We start from the raw sequence: 24,796 nt of genomic DNA, 5'->3' as shown, positions 1-24,796 counted from the left end.
AATTCCTCCTAAGCATTTGCTGAGTCAAAAAATTTCTCCATAAGCAGAGGCTTTATGGACAGACAAGCCCAATAATGCTCCTAAATTTTACCATGATTTAAAAAGAAAAAGTGATATTTTTTTGTAAAGATAAGGAAGTTTGTGCAAGTGTACAATCACTTAAATACTTACCTATGCAAACTTCACTAACACTCAAGCAGGATTGTTCATGAATATCACTTTATTTAAAATGTAATCGCTTTCATATTTACATTCCCTTGTTATGTAAATTCTGACAAAAACAGATACACAACAAAAAATCCGATGAGCCTTAGAGGCTAACCGGATCGTTAATCTTACTTATTCGCTTCATGCACCTTCAGCAGCTTACCTTTAATCGTCGTATTCTTCATCATTTTGAGCACCAGCGGACCCTTACCATTTAAAATGTCCACATACGACACATTGTCCTGAATCGTAATGATCCCGATATCGTCAGCCGTCACACCTTCAATTTTGGCCAGGGTTCCCACAAAGTCTACCGCCCGAATCTTTTTCTTTTTCCCGCCGTTAAAATAGAGCTTCATGATTCCCTTGTTCAATTGGTCACTTTTATCCCTCTTAATGACAGGCGTCGCCTGCATTTTCTGATCAAAAGCCGGTTGACCAAGTGTAACCTCTTCCGCAGTGGGAGCGTCTTTTCTCGGTATTTCGAACCCAAGATAGCCTTCAATATCAGCTAGAAACTTGTCCTCATTTGGCGTAACAAACGTAATCGCCTTGCCCGTCTTCCCCGCACGACCGGTTCTTCCGATTCGGTGGACATAGCTTTCTTTTTCAAGCGGAAGATCGTAGTTAATGACGTGTGTGATATCCTCCACATCAATCCCTCGCGCCGCGACATCCGTGGCAATTAAGAAACGGAATTCCCCTCTTTTAAAAGCATTCATGACTAGGAATCGATCGTCCTGTATCATGCCACCGTGGATTTTGTCACATGGATAGTCTAGCTGCTCCAACTGTCTATATAAGTAGTCAACATGTTCTTGCGTCCGACAGAAAATGATGCAATTGTCGGGATTCTCCACCACGAAGACATCCTTAAGCACATTAAACTTATCGTTTTCTCGAACCGTTATGATAGCATGCTCAATCTGAACCTTGGAAGCCTCCGGCGTTTGAATTTCAATATCAATAGGTTTACGCATATATCGATGGCATAATTGTTCCACGTCTTTTGGAAGAGTTGCCGAAAATAACATCGTCATGCGATCCGTTGGCAGCTCATCTATAATCGCCCCTACCTGCTCAATAAAGCCCATCCGCAGCATCTCATCCGCTTCATCGATGACTAGATATTTCAGCCGCTCCAGGTCCAGCGTCCCTTTTTGAATATGATCCAGCACGCGGCCCGGCGTCCCAACAACAACATGGCACTTCTGGTGCAGCTCAATCTTTTGCTTCGCGAAAGGTTGCTTCCCATACAGAGCCACCGCTTTAATCCGCTTGAATCTCCCGATATTCGTGATATCCTGCTTTACTTGGTCGGCCAGCTCTCTCGTCGGTGTCAAAATCAGTGCCTGCGGTCTGTTCTCTTCCCACTCCACCAATTCACAAATCGGTATACCGAACGCCGCCGTCTTCCCGCTTCCCGTACGTGACTTCACCGTGAGATCCTTCTCCTGCAGCGCGATAGGAATCACTTCGTTCTGCACATCTGTCGGCTGCTCATATCCTAAACTTTGAAGCGCCCGTACGATATCTTCACTCAAATTGTAATCCGTAAAACTTCTTATACCCACGAATAAACTCCCCTTCTTCTTTCTGTTCTTCCTATATTACTACATCTTGCCTCGGGAACAAAAAAAAGCCCCTAAAAGAGGGCTTAAGGGATGCAGACCAAGAAATAATTACTGAGCTTTAAACATTAAGTAAATTTCATCTTTATCAGGAGAATGAAAACCAATAATCTCTTTGCAATCCGTTAAGATATATTCAAATCCCTTTGTACTGTCCTCTCTCGTTACACTTCTCTTCTCAATTTTATTGCACGATGTTTTATCTTTCCCTTTTTGGTTTCCACCATGTTTATCTCTTGAGTTATCAAATGTATAGTTAATTTGCTTCCCATCATAATAGAGATCGCTTAATATTGGATCCCCTTCCACTGAGTAACTAGTAATTCGGAGTTTAGATGCTTTCTGCTTTTCAAAATCAGTAATAAAAGAATCAATCTTTTCAAAGTTCATTGGCCCTAGATGACCTACAATAATATCTCCATTATTCTTTGCGTCTTGAAGAGTGTATGAATTACAAGCTGATAGTACTAATACAAAAAGAATAAGACAAACTATTCTCCTCATGGTTTACCTCGGTTCTATATATGCCTTGTCGCGGTTCTTGAAACTTTCGCAATCTTTATCCCCAAAACACTCCCGTATTGTCCTGATCAACTAATTGTAATTGTTTTTCAAAATTACTATCTGGATGGATATAATCAACCCAGTGCCACTTATCCTTACTGTCTCTCCAATAGACTTTCCATTCATTTGATTCTAATCTGAACTGTGCAATGTCTAATTGGGTCCATTCCGTACCCCTAAAAGGTTCCCTTTTCTCGATGAGTGTCACATTGTTCCCTCTAAATTTATACACCATCCGAATCTGGTTGTTTAAATGCTTGGGAATTTTCTTCTCCATATATTCCTAACTCAAGCGCTTCTTGAACTACCTCATCTTACAAAAAATCAAAATATTTTGTTTTAACCTCTCTCGTTCCTGTTCTTTTATGCAAGAATTTCTTATACATATAATTTGAATCAATTATTCGGAAAGTAGGGGATTTTTTGTCCGCTAGACAAAGAGTACCATTCATCAAGCCAGGCAACTTTTCATTCAATGCAGCCGCTGACCGTTTGCGTGCCGCTTACGACGGCTTTAACGAACAAATCCTGTTTCATCATATCGCAGTTAATTTTGTTTTCATCGGTGAATCCATCACACAATTTTGGGATTTACAAGTCTATTTCAGTTCATCCAGTAATTTCATTGTCAACCGCGGGATTTCGGGAGACATAACACCGATTATGCTTCGACGTTTTCCTGCCGATGTTATTCAATTAAAGCCCATATATGTACATATTTTAGGGGGAACGAACAATACATGGAGACTTGATGCCGTAGATATGCGCGAACGAAGAACACCCGAACAAATCAATCATGAGATTCTAAGCAATATCACGTCGATGGTTCGATTGTCCAAAAGCAGCGGCATAATACCAATTGTCGGTTCGAACCTGCCTACTGGTAGAGATATTCCTTGCTTCCCCTTCGAACCGTTGATTCGTTGTCCCAACAACAGCACAGGTGTCCGTAATGAACTACTTGCATTCTCAAACCGAGCACTCAAACATATGGCAGATTATGAAGGAGTTATCTATGTTGACTATCATGCCAGTCTCGTGGGTCCGGACGGCAAAACGTTGCGATCGGAATTGTCGGACGACTCCCTTCATCCAAATGTGCTCGGCTATAATATAATGGCAAATGTTTTGCGTAAAACTTTGTCTGAAAAAGGAATTATCATTTAAAAAGTAAAAGGAGCTGCGGCAGCTCCTTTTACTTTTTCTATAAAATTTTTAACACAATGTCCATCCTTATCCACTACTCTAATCCCAGCTTAAAAGCCTCAATAGCCTGACCCAATCCATCAAAAGCATCCGAATTCTCTTGAATAGGCTTATCCGATCTAATAGCTTGAACCACATGGTTCAGCAGTTGTTCTGGCATGTCCACATCCGCCGAATGCGCTGTAGCTGCAACGACTAATTGTAGATCAGGGATGACAAATATGCGCCTTCCTCCTGAACCAGATGCATAGTAAACTTCATGCTGCTTTTTGCTTCCTCTGACTAGCCCCTGAGCCAAAGGCTTGGACCACCAATAATAGCCATAACCACCTTGTGTGCCGTTACTGTAATTGAGGAATACGCGCTTAGTCACCGACTCCCGGATCCATGACTTCGGAATAATGGTCTTGTCTTCCCACTCGCCTTCCTTCAGATACAGATAGCCAATTTTGGCGATGTCCCTTAACGTTAATGCCAGAGCCCAAGCCCCAATCGTGCAGCCCCCAGGATCATGATTCCAGTTTACATCTGTAATACCAAGCGGCTCGAATAAGCGGGATTTGGCATAGTCAAACATGGACTCGCCTGTTACCTTTTGCAGGACAGCAGACAGAAGATGTGCATCACCATTGCTGTAATTAAATACTGTACCAGGCTGGTTCTTAGCTGGGCGTTCCAGAACATTTTGCACCCAGTCCGGTGAGTACATCATTTCCGTTGAGGATTGTTCGTTTTCATTGTTCCACGATAGCCCCGAGGTCATGTTAAGCAAATGCTTTAACATGATCTTTGACTTCAAAGGATCACTTTCTAACTCGGGAAAAAACGCAGCAAGCCTCTGATCCAAACTTATCAGCTTACGCTCCGATAAAGCAATACCGATCAATGCGGACGTCACGCTTTTGGTTACGGACTTCACATCTTGTGGTAAATCAGCTTGGGTGCTCTCATTATAAGCTTCAGCAACCAAATGTCCGTTACGGATAACCGCTGCACTATGTACCTGTTGGTCACGAAAAACTTCGAGCATCTTGGCTAGTCCAGCCGAGTTCATCCCTTGCGCCTCTGGCGTAGATGTTTTCCAACCTTGTGTGGGCCAATCATTATCTGTTATTGCTGAAATACTATCAGAATTGATGGTCACTTGAGGGATCGATTTGTTCAAAACATGAACTTGTTTATTTTGGGTTCCAGTCGCTGTCAAAGAAAGGGTTTTTGTTCCATTTCCACTTCCGACAAGTGGGTTATTTTTGTTTTTCATCTCTATCTTTCCTTCCAGTATGGTTTTAGCCCCCTGTGCTAAGAATTTTACATGATAAGTGTGAACTAAATATGACTTAATCCTTAATAGAACCTTAATATTAGCTGAACGTTTGCTGAATTTCATATGATTTTCGCCACATATGTTACAATATTCGTACAAATCCCTTTAAAAGGAAACTTTATTCGGAGGTTAGGCATGCGAAAACTCATATTTTTTATAGGGCCTGCCGGTGCCGGAAAAACGACACTAGCCAAAGTATGGGCACGCAAGCACGGCGGAGCTTTTCTGGACATGGATACGCTGCTCCGACCCGCGGCAGAAGCGATCATGACCCTTGCCGGACAAGACCCGAACGACCGGGATTCCCCCACATATAAGACATACTGTCGTGATTTGGGATACCGCATAACGATGGACGCTGCACTTGAGAATCTCGAGCTTGGCTTGGATGCCATTGTTGTCGGACCTTTCACCAAAGAACTAGCAGATCCGCTTTGGCTGGAAAAGGAACTTTCAAACGTTGGTGCTACGATTAGCGATGTGTGCGTTAGGGCTGTTTTTGTCTATTTACCAAGCGAGAATGCCTACCAAGAACGTATACGGACTAGAGGCTCCGTATTGGATGTTTGGAAGCTGGACAACTGGAAGCATTTTAGCCAGTCGCTCGTTCGCAAGGAAATCAAATGGCTAATTGATCCCTCTTCAATTCTCTATTTCGATAATTCAGGACCGTTTTCATCTGTAAAGCTATATGAACTTGAGAAATTCATTTATAGAAGAAAATGATCCAGGCAACAACATTGACATTATTTATTTGTAAAGTAACAAGTGAATTGATTTTACTTTACAAATAGACTTCTGTAATTATAGAATACATATAGAATCTACATACTTCTCAAGGGGCAATACATAAATGAATTCGAAAACCTCCATGCAAGACATCGCCGATAAATTGGGCATTTCCAAGAATGCCGTTTCCTTAGCCCTTAATAAATAAAGCTGGCGTCAGCGAAGAATTGCGCTTTCGTATTTTCGAAGCAGCTAATCAGTTGAACTATCGGACAGATACTAAGACAAAAAAGAAACGCGGCAACCTGCTCGTCTTAATCCCTGAGAACATTCGTAATGATCAAATCTTCTACTACGAAGTGTTCTGGTCCATAGAAAAAAGAGCCAAAGAAAATGGCTACAACGCCATTATCTGCGGTATCACACAAGCGATGGAGGATCAACTCATCCTGCCGGAGCTTTATCACGAAATTGTATTTGACGGCATATTACTTGTTGACGTCCTTCATCTTAATTATGTTCGAAAGCTTGTTGATTTGGGAATTCCCCTCGTTACGGTGGATCATTATTACGATAGCTTACAGCTTGACGCTGTTGTGACAGCGAATGCCGAAGAGGCTTACAAAATCGTCACTCATCTCATTGACAAAGGTCATCGGCAGATTGGTTTTATCGGTGCGATTAGTAGGACGAAGAGCTTCAAGGAACGCTGGTCCGGATACCAAAATGCCATGTCTGATGCAGGGCTAGCCATAGACATGAATCACAATATCGTCAATCCCTCACCACTGGAGGCGCTAAATTCCACCACCGCCCAGTTAACCGATCATCTCGATGCGATGACTTCTATGCCGACAGCCTGGTTTTGTGCGGATGATCGCATTGCGATTTCCCTCATTCAAATCCTTATTTCCAAAGACTACAAGGTACCGAAGGATATCTCTGTTGTTGGGTTTGGCGACATTGAAGCAGCTCAAATGATCGCTCCTCACTTAACGACGATCAAAGTGCAGCGTGAACAGCTCGGCATTGAAGCCGTAGATTTTCTCATTCGCAAAATCGACTTCGGCGGAAGTCCTGCGAAGATTTCCATTTACGGAGAACTCATCGAGCGTGATTCCTGTAAAGCGCTAGGATAGAAATAATCATTTGAATTCCTCTGTCTACCGGATAATGTTATAATATTTATTAGACGAAGAACGTCCTTGAGCCCTGTGGCGCAAGGGCGTTTTTTTATTCTCTTATAAGGAGGCGTATGCCAAATGCCATTTGAACAAGCACATCAATCGTTCATAGAAATCCGTCATGCTCGCAGAACTGGTGAAAGAAAGGGACGTTTACTCAGGGGGCACAACTTTGCAGAAAAGCTGCTGCTCCAACAGGTATGGTGGCCACTATTCGGAAACTTTGACAACCTACATCCGGAATATGAGATCTACGACTGGAATCGCAAGTCGCAATTCCTCGACTTCGCGTTCCTCACCCCATTTGGTCGTTTTGGAATTGAGTGCGACGGCTATCAAAGCCATATCAAAGATATGGATCGCGAGAAATTCAGTTACGCTCTGAACCGAGATACGTTCCTCACAGGAATGGGGTGGACAATGATTCATTTCTCCTTCGATGATATCCAGAACCGGCCCGAGGTATGCCGTATGCTGCTGCAATTGGTCATCGGACCTCATCTCCTCCGCAATCTAGCAGCCAATTCTATCTCTGTCTTAACATTGTTTAATTAACCTACAAGTTATACAATGAATAAAAACATTAGAATGAGGTCCTACTATGCAAATTGAGGTTTCGACCAAAAATATGTACTTCCTTGAATGTTTCTCCTCGGAGACCCGAGTGAAAATCATTGAGCTGCTAGGCGAAGAACCTTTGAATATCAAACAATTATCACAGCGGCTGGAGATTTCATCCGCTATTGTGACTAAGCATATACAGAAGCTGGAACAAGCCGGAATTGTTACGTCCGAGAGTATGACAGGTGTTCGTGGTACTCAGAAGGTATGTTATCTGCAGCTCGAGCAAGCGATGCTTCAGTTCAAAGCAAAGAAACCGTATGAACATCCGACGAATACGATTTCAATTCCGGTTGGCCAATACTCATCCTTCGAGGTGAGGCCTACGTGCGGTCTTGCTTCGCCTACGCAAATTATTGGCGTTATTGATGACCCCAGATATTTCGCGGATCCCCAGCATGTGCACGCCGGCATCCTCTGGTTCGGGAGCGGTTATGTCGAATATAGAATCCCTAACTTTTTTCACAGCAATCAGAAGCTTCGCTCCATGGAAATTTCTTTTGAAATCTGTTCCGAGGCCCCGGGGTTTAACGAGAATTGGCCATCCGATATTTCTTTCTTTATCAACGAAACTCCCCTAGGTCAGTGGACGAGCCCTGGTGATTTTGGAAAGCAAAGAGGTGTGCTATCCCCGGATTGGTGGGGAAATGGTTTCACTCAGCACGGTCTTTTGAAAATCATCACCGTCAATCCGCAAGGTTCTTTCTTGGACGGAACAAAGATTTCCGACATCACCATCCAAGACTTAGATATTTCTTTCGCAAAAGACATCCATTTTCGAATTGCATCCTTAGAAGATTCCACAAACTGCGGCGGAATTACGTTGTTCGGCAAGCAATTCGGAAATTATGAGCAAGACATCGTGGTTACGATGCATGAGGATAAATAGGATCGTATTTTCACGGGGTTCCTCATTCATGTTGACAATAATAACATGTCAAGCAGATCCCCGATTCACAAATCTAATTTTGAGACAATCTGGAAACCCCCACACATTGACACCAAACTTGACAGAATAAGCACCTGTGCAATTTGAGCCAAAGTACGGTGCTTTTTGAAGAGGAAAAAGAGGGACGAAGGGGCTCCCAAACAAAACTAACTTTACATTTGATGTTGATGACCCAACGTATCACACATTTGCATAGGCTAGCTGCAGGCCATCAAGTGCAGGGATGAAATGATGGTGAGTATCCAATATCGCATTCAGCGTGTGAAGAGCATCTTGGTTCTGCTGACTAAGCTTGGCATTCTTCTTAAGTCTCACCAGCAAAGACCGGTTGGCGATAACCTCAAGCAATTGTCTTTTCAGCTCCACCGCATTCTTCACTTCAATCGCTGCTCCAAGGCCAACAAGAAATGCCGCATTATCTTGCTCTTGACCAGGTATCGGCTTGTACAGCATCATCGGTAACTCGAGTGCGAGCGCCTCGGATACGGTAAGTCCTCCCGGCTTCGTCACGATCAGATCGGATAAAGCCATCAGCTCGTGGATGTGATCCACGAATCCTGTGACCATCACGCGATGGCGTGTTTTCTCGCCGCCCAGCTCCTCCTCTAGCTGCTGCTTCAACTTCTCATTGCGCCCGCATACGAATACAAACTGCACCGGCACCGCCAGATCATCTGATTGCAGTACAGACTTGAACTGCTTGCCGATCAAACCATGCCCGCCCCCCATCACCAGCACGGTAGGCATATCACGGTGCAAACCATGCTTATCACGGAGCTCATTACGATCGTACGTTTGCGTGAAAGGCATTCGAATCGGAATACCCGTCACCATAATACGCTGCTCCGGGATCCGGTAACGCAGGAGCGATTGCTTCACATGCTCGGCGCCAACTAGATAACGATCCGTACCGGGATGAACCCAGTAACTGTGATCCGTATAATCCGTCATCACTGTCACAGTAGGCACCGTAGTTAGTCCGTTACATTTTAAGTACGACATCGCCGCGGCCGCCCCCGGGAAGGTGCACACCACTTCCGTCGGCTCCTCTTCATGAAGCAGTTCCAGCATCCTGTCAGTGCTGAACGATTTCATCTTTTTAAACATATGAGACAATGTATTATCCTCTCGCGTCTTGCGGTACAAATACCCGTAAACCGAAGGCAGACTTTTCACCCACTGCATATAGCAGTATTTGCCCACGGAATGCAGATAAGGATGCGTCCACTCCAGGAAATCAACCACTTTCACGTCCACATCCGGTTTATAAAACCGTGCAGCTTCCAAAATCGCTTGCGCTGCTTTATTATGCCCGTCCCCTAGACTGCCTGTCAGGATTAATAGTTTGTCCCTACGTTTCATCTTCTAAGTCCCCCTTCGAACTTTCGCTGCTGCGTATTCACAGCCACCGAATCTTTCAGCAAACCCATTCTAAAACGTTCCACGACGTACACAACACCCTCTGAAACCAGTACGGCACCTACAATATCCAGAAGAACATGCTGTTTTACGAACAGTGTCGATACAATAATGAGCAATGACATGCTCGTAACGGCCATTTTATAGGGCCAGACTATAGTTGTTGATCTTAAATAGGCTTTCATCATTAAATACGAAGTTAATACATGTGTACTTGGAAAACAGTTAAACGGTTGATCTGAGCGATACACCCACTGTACCATCCGCAGCAGCCAATCGCTTCCGGTTAGCTCCGGCCGAGGAACAGTCGTCTGATATATAGCATATACCCCATAGCACAAGAGCAGACCCATTATGAACTGAAAAAGTGTTTTATAGTACATGCTGCGATCCTTATAAGCCAAATATAAGAACCCAACCAACAGAAATCCATACCAGGACAGGTAAGGTATAACGAAGCTCTTCATAAACGGAATTTGCCGATCTAGATCAGTAACTAAGCTGTAAGCCACCCCGTCCGCCTGATTTAGATGAATGTAGATGAGTCCCACTAAGGGGATCAATAGCAAGCCGCTGCAAGCCATTATATAAGACCACCACGAAGTTTTTTTCACATTAATTCCTCGCTCTCCTTTACGTTATCTTCATTATAAAAGAGATCAAATAACTTCTTAACGCACTAAGGTACTGTCTTTCGTTAGCCAAAGGTCGCGAAAAAACCTAGACCAAAGTCTAAGTTCTATTTTTGCGAAAATAGAAAATACAGAGAAAAGACCTGTGACCAAGGCACAAGTCTAAACGGCTAGTGAAGTAAGTAAATGCTTATTTATTTCTGTTAGATCGCTTCTTATAACGAAGAATTCTAAATAAGATAGCCCCGATCAAGCCAACAAGGATGGCGATGATAATCCAAAGATTTGACGTATTGTCTGCTATAGTAGTAAAAGATTCTGCTGCAGCTTTTGCCTCTTTCAACGGGACCTCTTTATCCTTCAAGTAGTCGAGCTCTTTGGATGCATCGGCTAACTTCATGGAAGGTGAACAAAGTGGATTTTCCCATTCGTCCCCTTTCTTTTTTAGAAAAAGGAGATAATGTACGCCTTTCTCACTTGGCCCGTTAAGTGATCCCCATGTGATGTCCTCGTCCACTTTTATTGTACGTTCCTCAATTCCTTTAAAGCTTTTTACGACAGTTAATTGAATTTGATTACTCTCCTTTTTGCGAACAACAGCCTCAACAAGACCAATAATGACACCATCATATTGTTCATAAGCCTGATCAATCGATGGCATTTGCGCACAGGATAGCGCATAGGTATTTGCGGGAAATAGAAACACAAGAAGAACAATCCACATGATTAGTTTATTCATGCCAACACCGCCTTTTTAAAAACTCCCCCTCCCCTTACGCCTAGTACAAGCGACATCACCTTCTTCAAGTAATTAGCTTCGTCTGCTTCGCCTTCTCCGCAACTTTCTGGGTATAGCCGCTGAGCGGCTTTTTGAGCACTAAAGCAATGACGTAGCAAATCACAATGAATAAGCAGAGGAAGAACACATCTCTAAGCACCACGGAGAGCAGCATACCACCAACCGTCTCACGCATGATACCTACCGCATAAGTGAACGGCACGAGCGGGTTAAGCTTTTGGAAAAAAGGCGATGCCGTGCTAACCGGAAAAGTGCCGCCGGAGCTGGAAAACTGAAGCACGAGGAAGATGATCGCAATTCCTTTGCCTATGTTCCCGAATACGGAGACTAATGTGTATGTGATGGTTATGAACACCATGCTGATGAGAATCGCAAAAATAACGAACCAGAACTTATCCACAACATATGTGCCCAAGAGGTACATATCGCCGATTGTGACGATAATGGCTTGGAGACATCCAACTGTCAGGAAGATGAGCATACGCCCAAAGTAAATATGGTGCGTCTTTAGCAGGCCGTCTGGGTTATCTACATCCACTCTCAGCAGCGAAACAAGCAGCATAGCGCCTACCCACAGGGATAGCGTTGTATAAAAGGGCGACATCGCCGACCCATAGTTCGGAATGGGAAAACGCCTATCCTCTTTAATCAGCACAGGATTCGCGAGGAAATCGCTTTGCTTCTGAATATCATTTTGCAGCAGTCGGAGAATTTCTTCGATACTGCCCCCGCCTTCTACCTTACGGATTTGATCCGCCGCTTTGCGGACAGCCGCCTCAAATTCTGGCAAATCATTGCGCACCAGGTTTGCCGCTAGATGAACGGCACTCTCTACCTCTGGAAATTTCGTCTGATACAGGTCGGATAATTTACGAATTTCATCCTCAGCCGCCGGCAAATCATGGCGCACAAAGTCTGCTGCCTCATGCAGCTTTTGCCGGACTTTGGGAAGATCATTGCGAACGAACGGCGCGGCTTCATTGATCGCGTTGGTGAACTCGTTCATTTTGGTCTGAAGGGTCGTTGACGCTTCATGTACCTTCGCGCGGATATTCGGCAGATCCTTTTGCAGCATATCGAGCTGAGCTTGCGCGAAATGAATGCCGCTCTGCGCATCCACTAAGATCTCTTTGATGTTCGGCAGTTGGGACTGCAGTGTCTGCAGATCAGCAGCTGAGTTTTGGGCGATAGACTTCATTTGACCCAGTGCCTTGGTGATGTTCGGGACAATTTCCAAGTCGTAGCGCGACAAAATACTGCCTAATGCGCTGCTCGCTTCTTTGGACAATGCATTCAAATTATCCACAAGGTCTTTCGCCGGTTTCTCTCCGCGCTGAATGGCCGACTGAATCTTACTTAACGTTTCAAGTTGGTTACTGAACTTTGATTTGACACTGTTCAAACGGTCAATGGAATCGGTCAGCGGGCCATTGGGTAAGTAGGTGTTCAAACGCGTAAGCAGGTCGACTGTTCGATCAATGACCGCCACGCCCGCAGTAAGGCGATCCGTGAGCAGCCCTATAGCAGCCAAAGCTTTCTGCGGGTCAAGATTAGCATCCTGGAGCAAGCCAGTAAGCTGGGTTACCGCATCCGTCGTCTGCTGAAGCAATATCAAATTCTGTTTCACGACAGGGATAAGCGCTTGGAACGCCGCATCATTATTTTGTAAAAAGTTGGCCAACTGGGTTGCAAACGCACCACCTTGCGCAGCAATGGCCTCTACTTTTGGCAGAGTATTTAACGCAGCGGTAACAATTTCATCCGCCTTGCGAGATTTATCAATCGCTGTGTTTAGTGCCTCTTCGACCTTGCCGAAGTTCTGATCCAGTTCTGCGATGCGATTAGCGGCCCGCTGAATCTCCGGCAGTTTTTGCTGAATAACCAATACCTCTTGCGCAGCTGCTTCAATCTTTGGCCAACGCTCTTCAATCTTTAGAATCGTATCACCGGCCCGATCCATTTCGGGAATCCGTTTCTCGAGCTCGACGATTTTCTGCCCCTTTTCCTTGATGTCCGGCAGCTTCTGCTCGATCTCCAGCGCTTTGTCTCCCATAGCCGTAATCTCCGGCAAGCGCTTTTCCAACTCAAAGATCCTTGACTCCATATTCCGAATTGTCGGCAACTCTTTCTCCAAATCGATACCGAGCTCTTTCAAGCGCGTCAAAATAGCCGTGCTCACCGTTTTAATAAAATTTTCGCCGATTTGAGCAGTCACATTGGAAGCACCCTTGCTCGTAATTTTGGGAGCGACCGCATTAATTTTCTCATTTACCGTATATAAAATCTCCGGCTTTACCATCGATCCATCCACAATACTCGTTATTTTTCGGGAAAAATCGGCCGGAATAATCAAACTTGCGTAATAATCCCCTCGCTCAACACCGTCCAGAGCCTCCTGCTCGTTCACAAACGTCCAACCCAGAGAATGATTATTTTTCAAATTATCCACAACTTCATTGCCGATATTAATGGCTTTATCCTCGACAACAGCCCCCTGGTCATTGCTTGTTACAGCAATTTTGATACCAGACGTATTGGCATAAGGATCCCACATCGCTTCTAGATTAATCCAGGCATACACAGACGGTAAAATAGCTAGTGCAATCATAAGAAAAAGACCTGTGGGCACTTTCCACAAGTTCCTAAGATCCGTTAAATAAATGCCCAAAATTTTCTTCATAATACCTCCACAACTTTCAACGATATGGTTAATGTTACCTTGCACCTAAGTTACCATACACTTATTTGCCATATAAGAGATGACTATACAAAATAATATCTAGGATCCCCCCCATGGAATCCATCAGAAGGAGTTCTCATCACTGTTAGAAACCTTCATGTCTGTGGATAAGTTGTCCTGTGGATATGTGTATAGAATGTCTGATTTATTGTACACAGTCTGCTCTGTGGACATGTTGATACTGTGGGTAAATTTGTGGATAAGTCTAATATATGCAGCTTGGAGTCGTAAAAAGAGGGACTAAGAACAGAGGTCAGTAAGCAGGTTGAAGGGTGAGGGTTTGAAGAAGAAGCTTTCCTGTTATAGAGATCTATTTTAAATCGATGAAAAGAGGGAGGGTATGTGAGTTATTTGCACATTAAATTTATAAAATTACAATTTCAGGACCCATTTTATTAAAATACACAATTATCCTGACATTAAATTGACTCAATTTACATGACAGACCTATAATTCACTTAACAAGTCAATTTAACGTTAGATTAATTAACATAATTACGAGGTGAAGTGGCATGGAGCCAGATTTGATCATCCAACGTTTCTCTAATCCTCAATTCAGCACATTCATGGATGTAGGGATTAAAGCGGGAAGGATTGTTTTCCTGAGTGAGCATCAACCTGACTCCTATAGTGAAGGAAATATCTTAAAAGCCCACGGACGCGTTCTACTCCCTGGATTCATAGAACCACATATCCATCTGGATAAAGCTTTTCTTTTGAATCAGATGAAAGTAGAAGCCCTTACGATACAGCAAGCCATGGCATCGACCTTGGAGCTTAAACGGATGTTCACGAAAGAAGATATCGAGACTCGCTCTGTACAAGTGATTCGACAAGCGATAGCTCACGGCGTTACACACATGCGTTGTCACGTGGAAATTGACCCAATCGTTAATCTCATTGGTCTCGAAGTAATGTTGGAGCTGAAAAAACGTTACCATGACGCACTTACCTTACAGATCGTCGCCTTTCCTCAAGAAGGTATCATTAAGCAGCCAGGTACAGAAGAACTGCTGAGAACAGCCTTACAGCTTGGAGCTGATGTGGTTGGCGGCATTACGTATCAAGATCCGAATCTCGAAGAGCATCTAAGCATTGTTTTCAACTTAGCCCATACCTTCAATAAGCCTCTAGATTTGCATGTGGATTTCTCCGATGACCCGCAGATGCTAGCGATTCTCAAGATCATTCGAATGACGCACGAGTACGGCATGCAGGGGCGCGTCAGCGTCGGACATCTCACATCTCTAGGTTCCCTCCCTTACGAGCAAGCCAAAGAAATTTGCAAGTCAATTGCAGATGCCGGTATTCACGTCATGTGTTTGCCAGCAACGGATCTCTACTTGAACGGTCGTAATGATGACCATCGCCCCCGCCGCGGGTTAACCCCCGTCTCCTTACTATTAGAGCAAGGCGCTAATGTAATCTTTGGGAGCAATAATATTCAAAATCCTTTTACCCCCTTCGGCACCGCGGACCCTCTGGATACCGGATTACTTCTCGCCCAAACCGCCTATATGGGTTCCAAACAGGATGTGGTTACGATCGTCGAAATGGCAACAATTCGCGCTGCGAGGGCCCTTCAGGTTGATCATTACGGGTTACAAGTTGGCGCATACGCAGATCTTGTTTTATGTGATGCATTTGACCTACGGAGTGTTGTCTACGAACGCGCCCCGAGGCTGTACGTGTGGAAGAAAGGCAAGCTGATCGCTTCCACTTTGAAGCAAACAACCTTTTACCATGAGAATGTGGCTCTTAATGAAAGAAAGGTGGGTTCCTGATGCATCTGACCGTCGAAGAAGCGCTAACGATTTACCCGTTATCTCACGCGAAGCTGGTCGCTGGCCAGAAAGGCGTGTCTCGCATTTTAAGATCCGTCAATGTTATGGATGCTCCCGATGCCGGCGATTGGGTCAAGTCTGGTGAGATGCTGTTTACCACCGCCTTCGCCATGAAAGACCACCTGGAAGTCGCTTTAACACTATTACGCATGTTAAACGAACGTGGCGGTGCAGGCCTCGGCATCAAGGTAGGACGCTACTGGTCTCAAATTCCACAGGAATTGTTTGATGAAGCGAATCGATTAGATATCCCCATTCTTGAGCTGCCTTATGAATTCACCTTTTCCGACCAGATGGATGCTCTCTTCAATGCCGAACACACCAAAACGACCAAAAAACTGCAAATCGTCCTAGAAAAACAAAAGCAGCTCATGCAGTTTGCACTGCGACATAAAGAATCGTCGGATATTTTCCATATGATTTCCGGCATTTTAGGGCAGCCCATCGCTGTGTTCGGGCATAGTGGAAATGTCCTATTTCATAACACATCATGGGCGGAAGAAATCCTGCTGCATCAGTGGCCATGGCACAAAAGCGTGCAATGGGAAGGCTTTGGAGATACGCGGTGCTTTCGCATTCCTTTGATGGACCCTCATGGCTGCACCGGCTTTTTCAAAGTGTATCTGAATTCTCCGCTCACACTCAAAGAAGAGGAAGCCTTATTTCACCAAGCGGCCGAAATATTAACGTATCATCTTGGTTTAGATATTCAAAAGGGCAAAGATCCCTCTCGGCAGCATGCGCTTAGCCTGGTATTTACAGACTTCTTCGAAAGAGAACTTTCCTTCCACGATTTTATGAAAAACTGTAAGAGCTATCACCTCAGCGTGCTTTCCACTACTTATCAGTGTGTGTTCACAACCGTCGCACCTGAGCACCCAAATGGCAAAAGGTTACTGAATGAAGTGCGTCAGGAGCTTATTTATCACCCCATGATGCAGCATTATGAGTCTGAGCATCTCTACATCGCCGATGGATTGCTTTCGATCTTCGCCTTACCGAAGGAGCAGTTGTTCCATAAGAAAGAATTTATAGTCGCCCTTACATCCTGCCTATCTAGTTTGACAACAAGAACTACCGCTTCAGGCTTGAATTGCTGGGTTAGTCGAGCCAAGGCTCATCCGGAACTGGTGTACGATGCCTATAAGGAGTGTTTAGAAACTAGCCGCGTGGCCCACAGGCTGCGCATGAACCTAACCGTTCTTCACCATGAATCCATCGAGCTGTTCTCTCTGTTCCAGCACCTTTCTGAGGAAGCAATGCGCAGCTACTACAATTACGTCCTTGAGCCCATCTACGGCAATAACAAACATATTGATCAGGAAATAGCATTGACGCTTGAGGTGTACCTCGAATATGACGGTTCCATTAATGAAACAAGCCGACTATTATTCATTCATCGCAATACGGTCTCTTATCGACTTGAGAAAATTGCTGACATCCTGCAGATGGATTTCAAAAAAATGAGTGATGTACTGCGCTTAAAATTGGCCTTTCTTTTCCGAAACTATTTGCAAACTAGCAAGCACTAGCAGGGTTAGAGCTAGGATGAAAGGAGCAGCATTCATGGGACAGTGGTTAAGTAACGTTCATGTTAACGGAGGGCTGCACGACATCTATTTGGACCAAGGCGTCATCGCCCTTATCGTACATGGAGAGAGTGATCGAGAGAAGATTACCTGGGACGCACAAGGCATGCTGATGCTGCCTTCGTTTAAAGATTATCATGTGCATTTGGACAAAGCTTTCCCGGATCAAGAGTGGGTTTCACGAGGAAAGGTCGATTCGTTATTCAAACAGTTTCAAATGGAAAAGGATCTGCTAGCACCTATGAAAAGCGGACAGAAAGAGCGTGCTCGAGCGATTTTACTGCAAATGTTGGCCTTCGGAACTACACGGCTTCGCGTCCACGTCGACATCGATCCCGAGATTGGCCTGACTCATCTGGAGATGGTTCGAGAGCAGCAGGAGGAGTTCAAAAGCACGCTGGACATCGAAATCGTCGCTTTCCCTCAGCAAGGGTTAATTCGATCACAATCGTTTAGCCTTATCAAGCAAGCCCTCCAAGAAGGAGCTTCTATCGTTGGGGGTGTTGACCCCGCAGGCGTTGATCGGGATATCGAAGCCTGCTTGACTGCCATATTTGATCTAAGTGTGGCCCATGACGCCGAGGTCGATATTCACTTGCACGATCCCGGGCATCTTGGCCTGTTCACCCTAGAACGCATTATGGACTACACCGAGCAAAGTGGTAAAAACGGCAAAGTCACGGTCAGCCACGCCTATTGCTTAGGCGAAGTGTCAGAAGCTGAATCCTTGGCTATTGCAGAACGGCTAGGCGCGTTGGACATTGCTATTGTCACCAGTGTCCCTATCGATTCCGCGATGCCCCGCGTCACGCAGTTAACCTCGCAAGGCGTGAGAGTCTACTTCGGCTCTGATCATACCGGTTTGGACGCTTGGACCCCCTTCGGCTTTACCGACCAGCTTACGAGAGGCCGAAGAATGGCCGACATGAACCGCTGGAATGACGATGAGAGCCTGCGTTCCATTTATCCTTACTTAGGTTCCACAGCAGCTGCTTTCCAGATAGGAGACACTGCCGATTTCATATTGCTTGATGCGATAAATGCTGAACATGCGATAGCTGCCGCCCCTCCACGTGAGATTATTAGCGTTCGAGGCGTGCCAGTTGCCGGGAGACAGCTGCAGAGCGCTTGGAAGATTTAAAAAGGTGACTTTACGAGTGAAAATTACCGAGAGAGATTGGAGAGATTTCAATGAAATTACTGAGGACAACTAAGGTCAGTTCAGCCGCCATTGCCATGGTCATCCTTCTCACAGCTTGCGGAACGAGCAATACGGCAACAACAAGTAAAACCGCCAGTTCAACATCAACAGCCACAGCAACAGCAACAACAGACGGAAATACCCTGACAGAGAGCAGCAAGGCCACTAAGCAACCGGATAAAGTGACCCAAGCGATGAGCTGGTTTGCGCAACCGGAAATGGGCGGACACTATGCCGCGCAAGTCGCCCACTTCTATGAGAAAGCGGGCCTAGACGTTACCCTACAGCAAGGCGGGCCACAAGTATCCAACATTCAGCTAGTCGCTTCAGGCAAGGTGCAATTCGCCATGGCCAACGCCGACGAAGTCGTACTAGCGCGCAAAGAAGGCATCCCGGTTAAAGTGATCTATGCGAACTTGCAGACCAATCCACAGAACCTCATCTATCACAAAGATTCGGGCATTAAGAAAATAGAAGATTTAAATGGACGTAAAGTCTACACAGCTGTAGGCTTCCCCTTCTGGCAATACATCAGTTACAAATATAAACTCGATAAAGTTCAAGTTCAAAATTACACCGGCTCCCTCGCCGGCTTTACAGCAGATAAAAACTCTATCACCCAAGGCTTTGCTACGAATGAGCCTTACGTTCTCAAAAAACAAGGCGCTGACGTCGCATGGTTCCTCAACGCTGACCTTGGCTACAACCCCTATGGCAACGTCGTCATCACGACAGACGATTTCACCAAAAAGAATCCCGATTTGATCAAAAGATACTTAAAAGCAACGACCGAAGGCTGGGACTACTATTATGCTCATGCTGATGAAGTGAACAATGCACTCAACGGAGTAAACAAGGATTACGACGTGGATCACTTGAAAGATGCCCAAGCTGTTGCGAAAGATTTCATCTTCGGAGGGGACGCTAAAGCTCACGGCGTTGGCTACATGTCCGAAGATCGTTGGAAAACACTCGTAAGCCAGATGAAAGAAGCCGGCATGATTAAGGATGACATCCCGGTCAAGGATTTATATACGAATGAGTTTTTGATGGCTAAGTAGCATTGAAAAACACCTTCTCAGCCTTCTTTTTCCGGCCGCATCACGGATATGGCTAACTATAGGCTCGGTTTCCGAGCCTATTTTAGTTTACACAAATTGAAAGCTCGTTTTCCACGCTTTCACACGTAAGCTACTAAATTACAACCACCTCAGGCTCGAAAAACGACTTCTCAGTCCATTTTCCCCCGTCACAGCGCATGCAGTGGCATAAGTCCACAGCGCTGGTTCCAAGGCAACACGATCAGGTATTTACTTTTACGCAGAGGCATGCTATCCTTATTTCGATAAATATAGAAACAACAGAAAGGAGCAAACTACGATGGTTGATGTCAGTATGGAAGCCAAGCAAGCGGTGAAAGTTCATAAAGCGTTAGGCGAACCTACTCGTTACAAAATTTTTGAGATCCTGATCAAAGAAAGTAATTTATGCCCCGCAGAACTTGAAAACCGCTTGGAATCAGTGGCCCTATCCACACTGTCTCATCATTTGAAACAATTAACAGACTGCGGACTGCTTGACTCCCAGAAAAAAGGAACGTTCGTATACTTCACCGTAAATTGGGAAAACGCCAAAAAATTCGTACCTTATTTGCTTGATTAATTTTTTCGCTTTATATTTCTACACATTTAGAAATATAGAAATATATTCATACATCTGCCGCAACGCATAATTTTTTTATTTTGTATTCCAATACATTTAGAAATATAAAAATATAAACGAAAGAGGTTATCAAATGTCAAAAACATGGAAAATTTACATCTTAGCGCTCCTTAGTTTTTTAGTCGGAACATCAGAGTTCATCATAGCGGGAATTCTGGATAAAATATCTAGCTCAATGGATATTTCATTAATGGCTGCAGGCCAACTGATTACTGTTTTCTCGCTCGTCTATGCGATCGGTACTCCGATCATCATGGCATTCACCTCAGGCTGGGATCGTCGTAAGCTGCTCCTCTATGCACTTGGTTTGTTCGTTATCGCTAATGGATTGGCTTTTGTCATGCCGGGATTCGGACTGTTCGTCAGTGCTCGAGTTTTGATGGCTCTTGGAGCCGGAGTCGTCGTTGTTACCTCATTGAGTATCGCAGCTATAATCGCTCCTCAAGGAAGACAGGCCAGTGCGATCGCAACTGTCATCATGGGCTTCACTGCCTCCTTGATCGTCGGGGTCCCGCTAGGTAGAATGATTGCTGCCTCATACGATTGGAAAATGGTGTTTGGCGGAATCGGCGCCCTGGGCCTAGTAGCGATCGTAGTTATCGCACTAACCATTCCATCCTTGCAAGGAGAAGCGGCTATACCGCTGCGTAAACAATTAGCATTGTTGAAAAATCCAAAAATGGTTATGGCCCTGTCGGTTAGTTTCTTTTGGCTAGGTGGCTATTCAATTGCCTATACGTACATTTCACCTTATCTTTTAACGATTACCGGTATGGGTGAGAAAATGCTGAGCACTGCCTTGTTTGCATTCGGTATAGCAAGCCTTCTCGGCTCCAAGCTCGGAGGCTATAGCACGGATCGGTGGGGAGTTAAGCGAACACTAAGTTCAGGTATGCTGTTACATGTAATCACGCTTATTTTGTTAACTTTAGCTGCACACTCACCCAGTGTCGTATTTCCATTGCTTATCTTGTGGTCCTTCGCCGCTTGGTCGTCAGGGCCTACACAGCAATATAATTTAGTTACACTAGCTCCAGAATCTTCAGGTATTATGCTCAGTCTGAACAGCTCAGTTATGCAGCTTGCTATGGCTGCCGGTGCCGGCGTTGGTGGCGTTGTAGTTGGACAGATATCTCTGGCGTCCGTTACTTGGATCGGAGCGATCGGTGTTGGGATTGCTATGGTCATTACAATTTTATCTTTCAGAAGATCAAGTGCAAGAAGCAAGGCTACTGTTGAAGCTTCCGTTGAGCCGTTGCAAAGAGCATAAGTACTATCTAGAGGCGGCATTGGAAAAAGTCAAAAAAGGATAGTCCGGCTCTTGTGGAGTTATGGATTATTCTTTTTTATCTGTCATGATAGTCATGAAGTTCCAATAAAACTGTCTGTAATCCAAATCTAGCGCGAGCCTAATCGCGTTCGGCTCAACGGTGGCGCTTGGTCGGAAATCAGCAATGCTTTGCCCCTTCGCGATTCCTTCCTGGGTAACAACACGAACCGGTCGACTCTTCCACTGGAACATTTGTCGATTAACAAGAGCCATCATTGGAAGCAAGTCATGCATCGGGGCGCCTTGCAGTCGGGGCATGGAAGTCTTATAAAAATCGTAATAAAAATCAAACATTGATTTGAAGAGGGGTGCTTTTCCTACCCGATTGATTGAATCACTCATATTTTGCGTTACAATCGCCTTATAGGTCACATTTAATGGAAACAAGGCAATGGGTCCGCCGCGCCTCATGACAAGATCAGCAGCGACTGGGTCGCCAACAAAATTTGCTTCAGCTACTGGCGTAACGTTGCCAGGAACAAGAAAGGCACCACCCATGATATAATATCCCTTCACCCTCTTTAGCAATTCCTCATACAGCATAATAGCCATTGCAAGAGAACTTAGTCGCCCTGTATCCACAATGATAAGATCGTTGGCATATCGTTCGAGGATGGATTTCAAAATTCCAAAATTTTGCCCCTCCGATACAAAGGGGGGAACGATCGAACCGAGCCCATGCGTCCCGTGGACTTTGGTAATATAAGTCGGTGATTCACCTGTCATTGGCCGTTCCGCCCCTTTGATAACAGGCACGCCCCTTAGTCCTAATGAATCGAGAAGAAAGTGGGCATTCTGAACGGCATCCTCGACTGGAACATTGCCATAGCTGCAAACAATTCCGACAATGTTGATTGTTTTCGTAAAACTAGCGTACATAAGAGCGATAGCGTCATCGATCCCCATGTCGGAGAAAAACAATACGTTATTTACCATTTCATCCCCCTTTCGATTCATAACTCCTTTCTATATTTATGAACGCGGTTATTACAGCATACGATAAACAGTAGGGAGGTCTTGCATAAAGAATAGGTTGGAAAATAACCGAATTAGCGGTCGGTCATTCCGGGTCGTTATAGTCGAAGAGAAGACCGGATAAGCGAAGGCTTTATCCGGTCTTCTTTATTTCGATATGGTTCGTTGGCTGCGCCTCTCCGACTTGAAACAAAAGCTTCCCAGCAGGCAGGCGCACTCTGCCTCCTATAAAGGAACCACTTTGCGCCAAGTGCGCAAAGCTGTTACATCTTCCGCGCCTGCGGCCGCGTAAGCCTCACAAACGAAGCCTGGGACTTCCGTACCGTCCCGAAGCTCAACCTTCCCGATCCCCAGCGGAGCTGGGATCGCAGCTGCAAAGCCGCCGAATGCCTCCAGCGGCATTTCCCAAACCTCCAGCAGGATGGCTGCGCCGCCCTGCTGCTGCTTCACAAGCCCCGGCTTCGCCGGCGTGGTTGGCAGCTTCACCAGGCTGTACTTCGCTGCGGTCTCATCCTCACGGATGAACCGCGCTCCACAGCCTAGCATTTGCTTCTCCAGCGGGTAGCCGCGCATGTGTAAGCCACAGACCGCGACCAGCGTCGTCGGCACAGCTGCCACGGCAACCTCATCTGCTGCGGAGCCCGCGATACGTGGCGCATTCGCTTCAGCAGCCGATTCCAGTTCGGCGTCAACAGCACCCGCCACGAACAGCTCGGCTGCGCCGCAGATCAAGCTCTCCTCTTCAGCGAGCGCGAAGAACGTGATGCCAAAAGGCGTCTGCGGCGCCGCATCGCCCGCCGGCACAGCAACTCCGCACAAATCAAGCAGATTGCAATGATTCGTGTAGCGCCCCATATCCCGATTCGTGCTAATCGGATCAGCAAGAACTTGTTCGCGCGTCCATGTCCCCCCGCAGGTAGGCATGACAAGCACGGCATCTTTCAGCAGTTTGCGAGCTTCCAGCTTGAACTGCTGCAGCTTATGCATCGCATGGAACACAGATGCAGCATCGTACTCGGCCGCAGAGCCCGAGCGAAGGATCTTTTCCGTGACGGGGTATGCAATGCCCGGATTGGCTTCAATAAAGCTGCCCAAGGCCGCCCATCGCTCGGCCACCCATGGGCCCTCATACAGAATCGCCGCCGCTTCGGCGAACAACGTAACATCGATATATTCAACGGGGATGTTCAAATTAACACTTAATCCCTTCAATTTCTCAACAGCATTATTCCACGCAGCGCGATACTCTGAAGCATAAGGACCATAGAAGCCTAACTCACCTTCCGGCAGAAAAACTTTCGCCGGAAGCTTAGCCGCTTTCCTTGTTACACTTCGTGACCAAGGGTCATCCGCGTGATGCCCGCGCACTACGCCGTCTACGGCGAGCGCGTCATTCAAGCTGTGCGCGAAGACGGTTACACAGTCTAAACTCGCACAGGCAGGCACTACCCCTTTGGTTGGCCAGGCGCCGAGACTCGGCTTATAGCCAACCAATCGGTTGAGTGCAGCAGGCACGCGGCCCGAGCCTGCCGTGTCTGTGCCAAGCGAGAACGCCGCTTGGCCACGGGCTACCGAGACGGCTGAGCCGGAGCTCGAGCCGCCGCTGATCAGTTCCGGGCGAAGCGCGTTATGCGCGTCACCGTAAGGACTTCTCGCGCCGACAAGCCCTGTCGCGAATTGATCCAAGTTCGTCTTGCCGACCGGAATCGCTCCTGCGGCAATCAATCTTTCCACGACGCCTGAGTGTTCCGTCGGCGTATACGCATACTCCGCGCAGCCAGCTGTCGTCGGCACCCCAGCCAGATCAATGTTATCCTTGATCGCAAATGGAATTCCCCACAGCGGCGCGTCCACAAGGTTTATCTCAGCCAGTCGATCCAAATAAGGCTGAATGATATCCATCGCAGGCGGAGTAATCCAGATATTCATAGCTGCATCATCTGAAGAGCGCTGCACAATAGCCGCTATCACTTCTTGTGGAGTTAATTCTTGTTTCTCATATTTATCTCGGAGCCATGAGATACTTAACTCCTCCTGCACTTCACTCACCTTAAACTTCCCACTCTTCTCATTCTTCTCATTCTGTTCGATCTTTTCCACCTTGTTAGCCTCAGTCATTTACAGACACCT

Annotated in this window: 20 protein-coding genes and 1 pseudogene; 11 read left to right on the top strand and 10 right to left on the bottom strand. The window is 45.8% G+C overall.

Annotated elements, in window-relative coordinates; genetic code table 11:
- Nucleotides 1-335: 335 nt before the first annotated feature.
- From QFZ80_RS36785 to QFZ80_RS36775, 3 genes are all read right to left on the bottom strand, one after another.
- Nucleotides 336-1,781, bottom strand: coding sequence for a DEAD/DEAH box helicase (locus QFZ80_RS36785; RefSeq protein WP_307563552.1), 1,446 nt, complete (start codon nt 1,779-1,781; stop codon nt 336-338).
- A 108-nt stretch (nt 1,782-1,889) separates the two neighbouring features.
- The gene (locus tag QFZ80_RS36780; protein ID WP_307550245.1) at nt 1,890-2,342 is read right to left on the bottom strand and encodes a DUF4362 domain-containing protein; all 453 of its coding nucleotides are present in this window, start codon (nt 2,340-2,342) and stop codon (nt 1,890-1,892) included.
- A 55-nt stretch (nt 2,343-2,397) separates the two neighbouring features.
- Nucleotides 2,398-2,679, bottom strand: a complete 282-nt coding sequence (locus tag QFZ80_RS36775) for a DUF3024 domain-containing protein (RefSeq protein WP_307563550.1) — start codon at nt 2,677-2,679, stop codon at nt 2,398-2,400.
- Nucleotides 2,680-2,825: 146 nt separating this feature from the next.
- Between QFZ80_RS36775 and QFZ80_RS36770 the strand changes: the two genes are divergently transcribed.
- Nucleotides 2,826-3,569, top strand: a complete 744-nt coding sequence (locus QFZ80_RS36770) for a GDSL-type esterase/lipase family protein (protein ID WP_307563548.1) — start codon at nt 2,826-2,828, stop codon at nt 3,567-3,569.
- Nucleotides 3,570-3,642: 73 nt separating this feature from the next.
- On the opposite strand, the gene QFZ80_RS36765 is transcribed toward QFZ80_RS36770, so the two are convergent.
- Complete coding sequence (locus tag QFZ80_RS36765; RefSeq protein ID WP_307563546.1) at nt 3,643-4,869, bottom strand: serine hydrolase domain-containing protein; 1,227 nt, start codon at nt 4,867-4,869, stop codon at nt 3,643-3,645.
- Nucleotides 4,870-5,067: 198 nt separating this feature from the next.
- Between QFZ80_RS36765 and QFZ80_RS36760 the strand changes: the two genes are divergently transcribed.
- The 4 genes and pseudogenes from QFZ80_RS36760 to QFZ80_RS36745 all read left to right on the top strand — a co-directional run bounded on the left by QFZ80_RS36760 (nt 5,068) and on the right by QFZ80_RS36745 (nt 8,355).
- Complete coding sequence (locus tag QFZ80_RS36760) at nt 5,068-5,658, top strand: P-loop nucleotide/nucleoside kinase family protein (protein WP_307563543.1); 591 nt, start codon at nt 5,068-5,070, stop codon at nt 5,656-5,658.
- A 230-nt stretch (nt 5,659-5,888) separates the two neighbouring features.
- Nucleotides 5,889-6,800: a substrate-binding domain-containing protein gene (locus tag QFZ80_RS36755; RefSeq protein WP_307563541.1), complete on the top strand. Its 912-nt coding sequence runs from the start codon at nt 5,889-5,891 to the stop codon at nt 6,798-6,800.
- A 123-nt stretch (nt 6,801-6,923) separates the two neighbouring features.
- Nucleotides 6,924-7,358, top strand: a pseudogene (locus QFZ80_RS36750) (hypothetical protein); the annotation flags it as partial.
- Nucleotides 7,359-7,446: 88 nt separating this feature from the next.
- The gene (locus tag QFZ80_RS36745; RefSeq protein WP_307563540.1) at nt 7,447-8,355 is read left to right on the top strand and encodes an ArsR/SmtB family transcription factor; all 909 of its coding nucleotides are present in this window, start codon (nt 7,447-7,449) and stop codon (nt 8,353-8,355) included.
- A 240-nt stretch (nt 8,356-8,595) separates the two neighbouring features.
- On the opposite strand, the gene QFZ80_RS36740 is transcribed toward QFZ80_RS36745, so the two are convergent.
- From QFZ80_RS36740 to QFZ80_RS36725, 4 genes are all read right to left on the bottom strand, one after another.
- Nucleotides 8,596-9,777, bottom strand: coding sequence for an MGDG synthase family glycosyltransferase (locus QFZ80_RS36740; protein WP_307563539.1), 1,182 nt, complete (start codon nt 9,775-9,777; stop codon nt 8,596-8,598).
- The gene (locus QFZ80_RS36735; protein WP_307563538.1) at nt 9,774-10,448 is read right to left on the bottom strand and encodes a phosphatase PAP2 family protein; all 675 of its coding nucleotides are present in this window, start codon (nt 10,446-10,448) and stop codon (nt 9,774-9,776) included. The genes QFZ80_RS36740 and QFZ80_RS36735 overlap by 4 nt, the downstream gene beginning before the upstream one ends.
- 208 nt (nt 10,449-10,656) lie before the next feature.
- Nucleotides 10,657-11,205: a hypothetical protein gene (locus tag QFZ80_RS36730; protein ID WP_307563537.1), complete on the bottom strand. Its 549-nt coding sequence runs from the start codon at nt 11,203-11,205 to the stop codon at nt 10,657-10,659.
- Between the two features lie 64 nt (nt 11,206-11,269).
- A complete protein-coding gene (locus QFZ80_RS36725) occupies nt 11,270-13,945 on the bottom strand; it encodes a YhgE/Pip domain-containing protein (RefSeq protein WP_307563536.1) in 2,676 nt (891 codons plus the stop codon).
- Nucleotides 13,946-14,517: 572 nt separating this feature from the next.
- On the opposite strand from QFZ80_RS36725, the gene QFZ80_RS36720 reads away from it, so the two are divergent.
- The 6 genes from QFZ80_RS36720 to QFZ80_RS36695 all read left to right on the top strand — a co-directional run bounded on the left by QFZ80_RS36720 (nt 14,518) and on the right by QFZ80_RS36695 (nt 21,631).
- A complete protein-coding gene (locus QFZ80_RS36720; protein ID WP_307563535.1) occupies nt 14,518-15,789 on the top strand; it encodes an amidohydrolase family protein in 1,272 nt (423 codons plus the stop codon).
- Nucleotides 15,789-17,381: a PucR family transcriptional regulator gene (locus QFZ80_RS36715; RefSeq protein ID WP_307563534.1), complete on the top strand. Its 1,593-nt coding sequence runs from the start codon at nt 15,789-15,791 to the stop codon at nt 17,379-17,381. Before QFZ80_RS36720 ends, QFZ80_RS36715 begins: the two co-directional genes overlap by 1 nt.
- Before the next feature lie 34 nt (nt 17,382-17,415).
- Nucleotides 17,416-18,579 carry an amidohydrolase family protein gene (locus QFZ80_RS36710; RefSeq protein WP_307563533.1) on the top strand — a complete coding sequence of 388 codons (1,164 nt, stop codon included), beginning with the start codon at nt 17,416-17,418 and terminating at the stop codon, nt 18,577-18,579.
- A 50-nt stretch (nt 18,580-18,629) separates the two neighbouring features.
- Nucleotides 18,630-19,700: an ABC transporter substrate-binding protein gene (locus QFZ80_RS36705; RefSeq protein ID WP_307563532.1), complete on the top strand. Its 1,071-nt coding sequence runs from the start codon at nt 18,630-18,632 to the stop codon at nt 19,698-19,700.
- Nucleotides 19,701-20,019: 319 nt separating this feature from the next.
- Nucleotides 20,020-20,301 carry an ArsR/SmtB family transcription factor gene (locus QFZ80_RS36700; RefSeq protein WP_307438165.1) on the top strand — a complete coding sequence of 94 codons (282 nt, stop codon included), beginning with the start codon at nt 20,020-20,022 and terminating at the stop codon, nt 20,299-20,301.
- Nucleotides 20,302-20,434: 133 nt separating this feature from the next.
- Entirely contained in the window at nt 20,435-21,631 is a 1,197-nt protein-coding gene (locus tag QFZ80_RS36695; protein ID WP_307563530.1) for an MFS transporter, read from the top strand.
- Between the two features lie 66 nt (nt 21,632-21,697).
- Here the strand turns inward: QFZ80_RS36695 and QFZ80_RS36690 are convergent, their stop codons facing one another.
- Both QFZ80_RS36690 and atzF read right to left on the bottom strand, forming a co-directional pair.
- Entirely contained in the window at nt 21,698-22,627 is a 930-nt protein-coding gene (locus tag QFZ80_RS36690) for a nucleoside hydrolase (protein WP_307563528.1), read from the bottom strand.
- A 264-nt stretch (nt 22,628-22,891) separates the two neighbouring features.
- Nucleotides 22,892-24,784, bottom strand: coding sequence for an allophanate hydrolase (gene atzF / locus QFZ80_RS36685; protein ID WP_307563526.1), 1,893 nt, complete (start codon nt 24,782-24,784; stop codon nt 22,892-22,894).
- Nucleotides 24,785-24,796: the final 12 nt, after the last annotated feature.

Source organism: Paenibacillus sp. V4I7, from assembly GCF_030817275.1.
GTDB lineage: Bacteria > Bacillota > Bacilli > Paenibacillales > NBRC-103111 > Paenibacillus_E.
This window is presented reverse-complemented; position numbering and strand designations above follow the sequence as displayed.

Coding starts and splice junctions, on each gene's coding strand:
- QFZ80_RS36780 (WP_307550245.1), bottom strand. CDS start 2,342: ATGAGGAGAATAGTTTGTCTTATTCTTTTTGTATTAGTACTATCAGCT.
- QFZ80_RS36775 (WP_307563550.1), bottom strand. CDS start 2,679: ATGGAGAAGAAAATTCCCAAGCATTTAAACAACCAGATTCGGATGGTG.
- QFZ80_RS36765 (WP_307563546.1), bottom strand. CDS start 4,869: ATGAAAAACAAAAATAACCCACTTGTCGGAAGTGGAAATGGAACAAAA.
- QFZ80_RS36760 (WP_307563543.1), top strand. CDS start 5,068: ATGCGAAAACTCATATTTTTTATAGGGCCTGCCGGTGCCGGAAAAACG.
- QFZ80_RS36745 (WP_307563540.1), top strand. CDS start 7,447: ATGCAAATTGAGGTTTCGACCAAAAATATGTACTTCCTTGAATGTTTC.
- QFZ80_RS36740 (WP_307563539.1), bottom strand. CDS start 9,777: ATGAAACGTAGGGACAAACTATTAATCCTGACAGGCAGTCTAGGGGAC.
- QFZ80_RS36730 (WP_307563537.1), bottom strand. CDS start 11,205: ATGAATAAACTAATCATGTGGATTGTTCTTCTTGTGTTTCTATTTCCC.
- QFZ80_RS36725 (WP_307563536.1), bottom strand. CDS start 13,945: ATGAAGAAAATTTTGGGCATTTATTTAACGGATCTTAGGAACTTGTGG.
- QFZ80_RS36720 (WP_307563535.1), top strand. CDS start 14,518: ATGGAGCCAGATTTGATCATCCAACGTTTCTCTAATCCTCAATTCAGC.
- QFZ80_RS36715 (WP_307563534.1), top strand. CDS start 15,789: ATGCATCTGACCGTCGAAGAAGCGCTAACGATTTACCCGTTATCTCAC.
- QFZ80_RS36710 (WP_307563533.1), top strand. CDS start 17,416: ATGGGACAGTGGTTAAGTAACGTTCATGTTAACGGAGGGCTGCACGAC.
- QFZ80_RS36705 (WP_307563532.1), top strand. CDS start 18,630: ATGAAATTACTGAGGACAACTAAGGTCAGTTCAGCCGCCATTGCCATG.
- QFZ80_RS36700 (WP_307438165.1), top strand. CDS start 20,020: ATGGTTGATGTCAGTATGGAAGCCAAGCAAGCGGTGAAAGTTCATAAA.
- QFZ80_RS36695 (WP_307563530.1), top strand. CDS start 20,435: ATGTCAAAAACATGGAAAATTTACATCTTAGCGCTCCTTAGTTTTTTA.
- QFZ80_RS36690 (WP_307563528.1), bottom strand. CDS start 22,627: ATGGTAAATAACGTATTGTTTTTCTCCGACATGGGGATCGATGACGCT.
- atzF (WP_307563526.1), bottom strand. CDS start 24,784: ATGACTGAGGCTAACAAGGTGGAAAAGATCGAACAGAATGAGAAGAAT.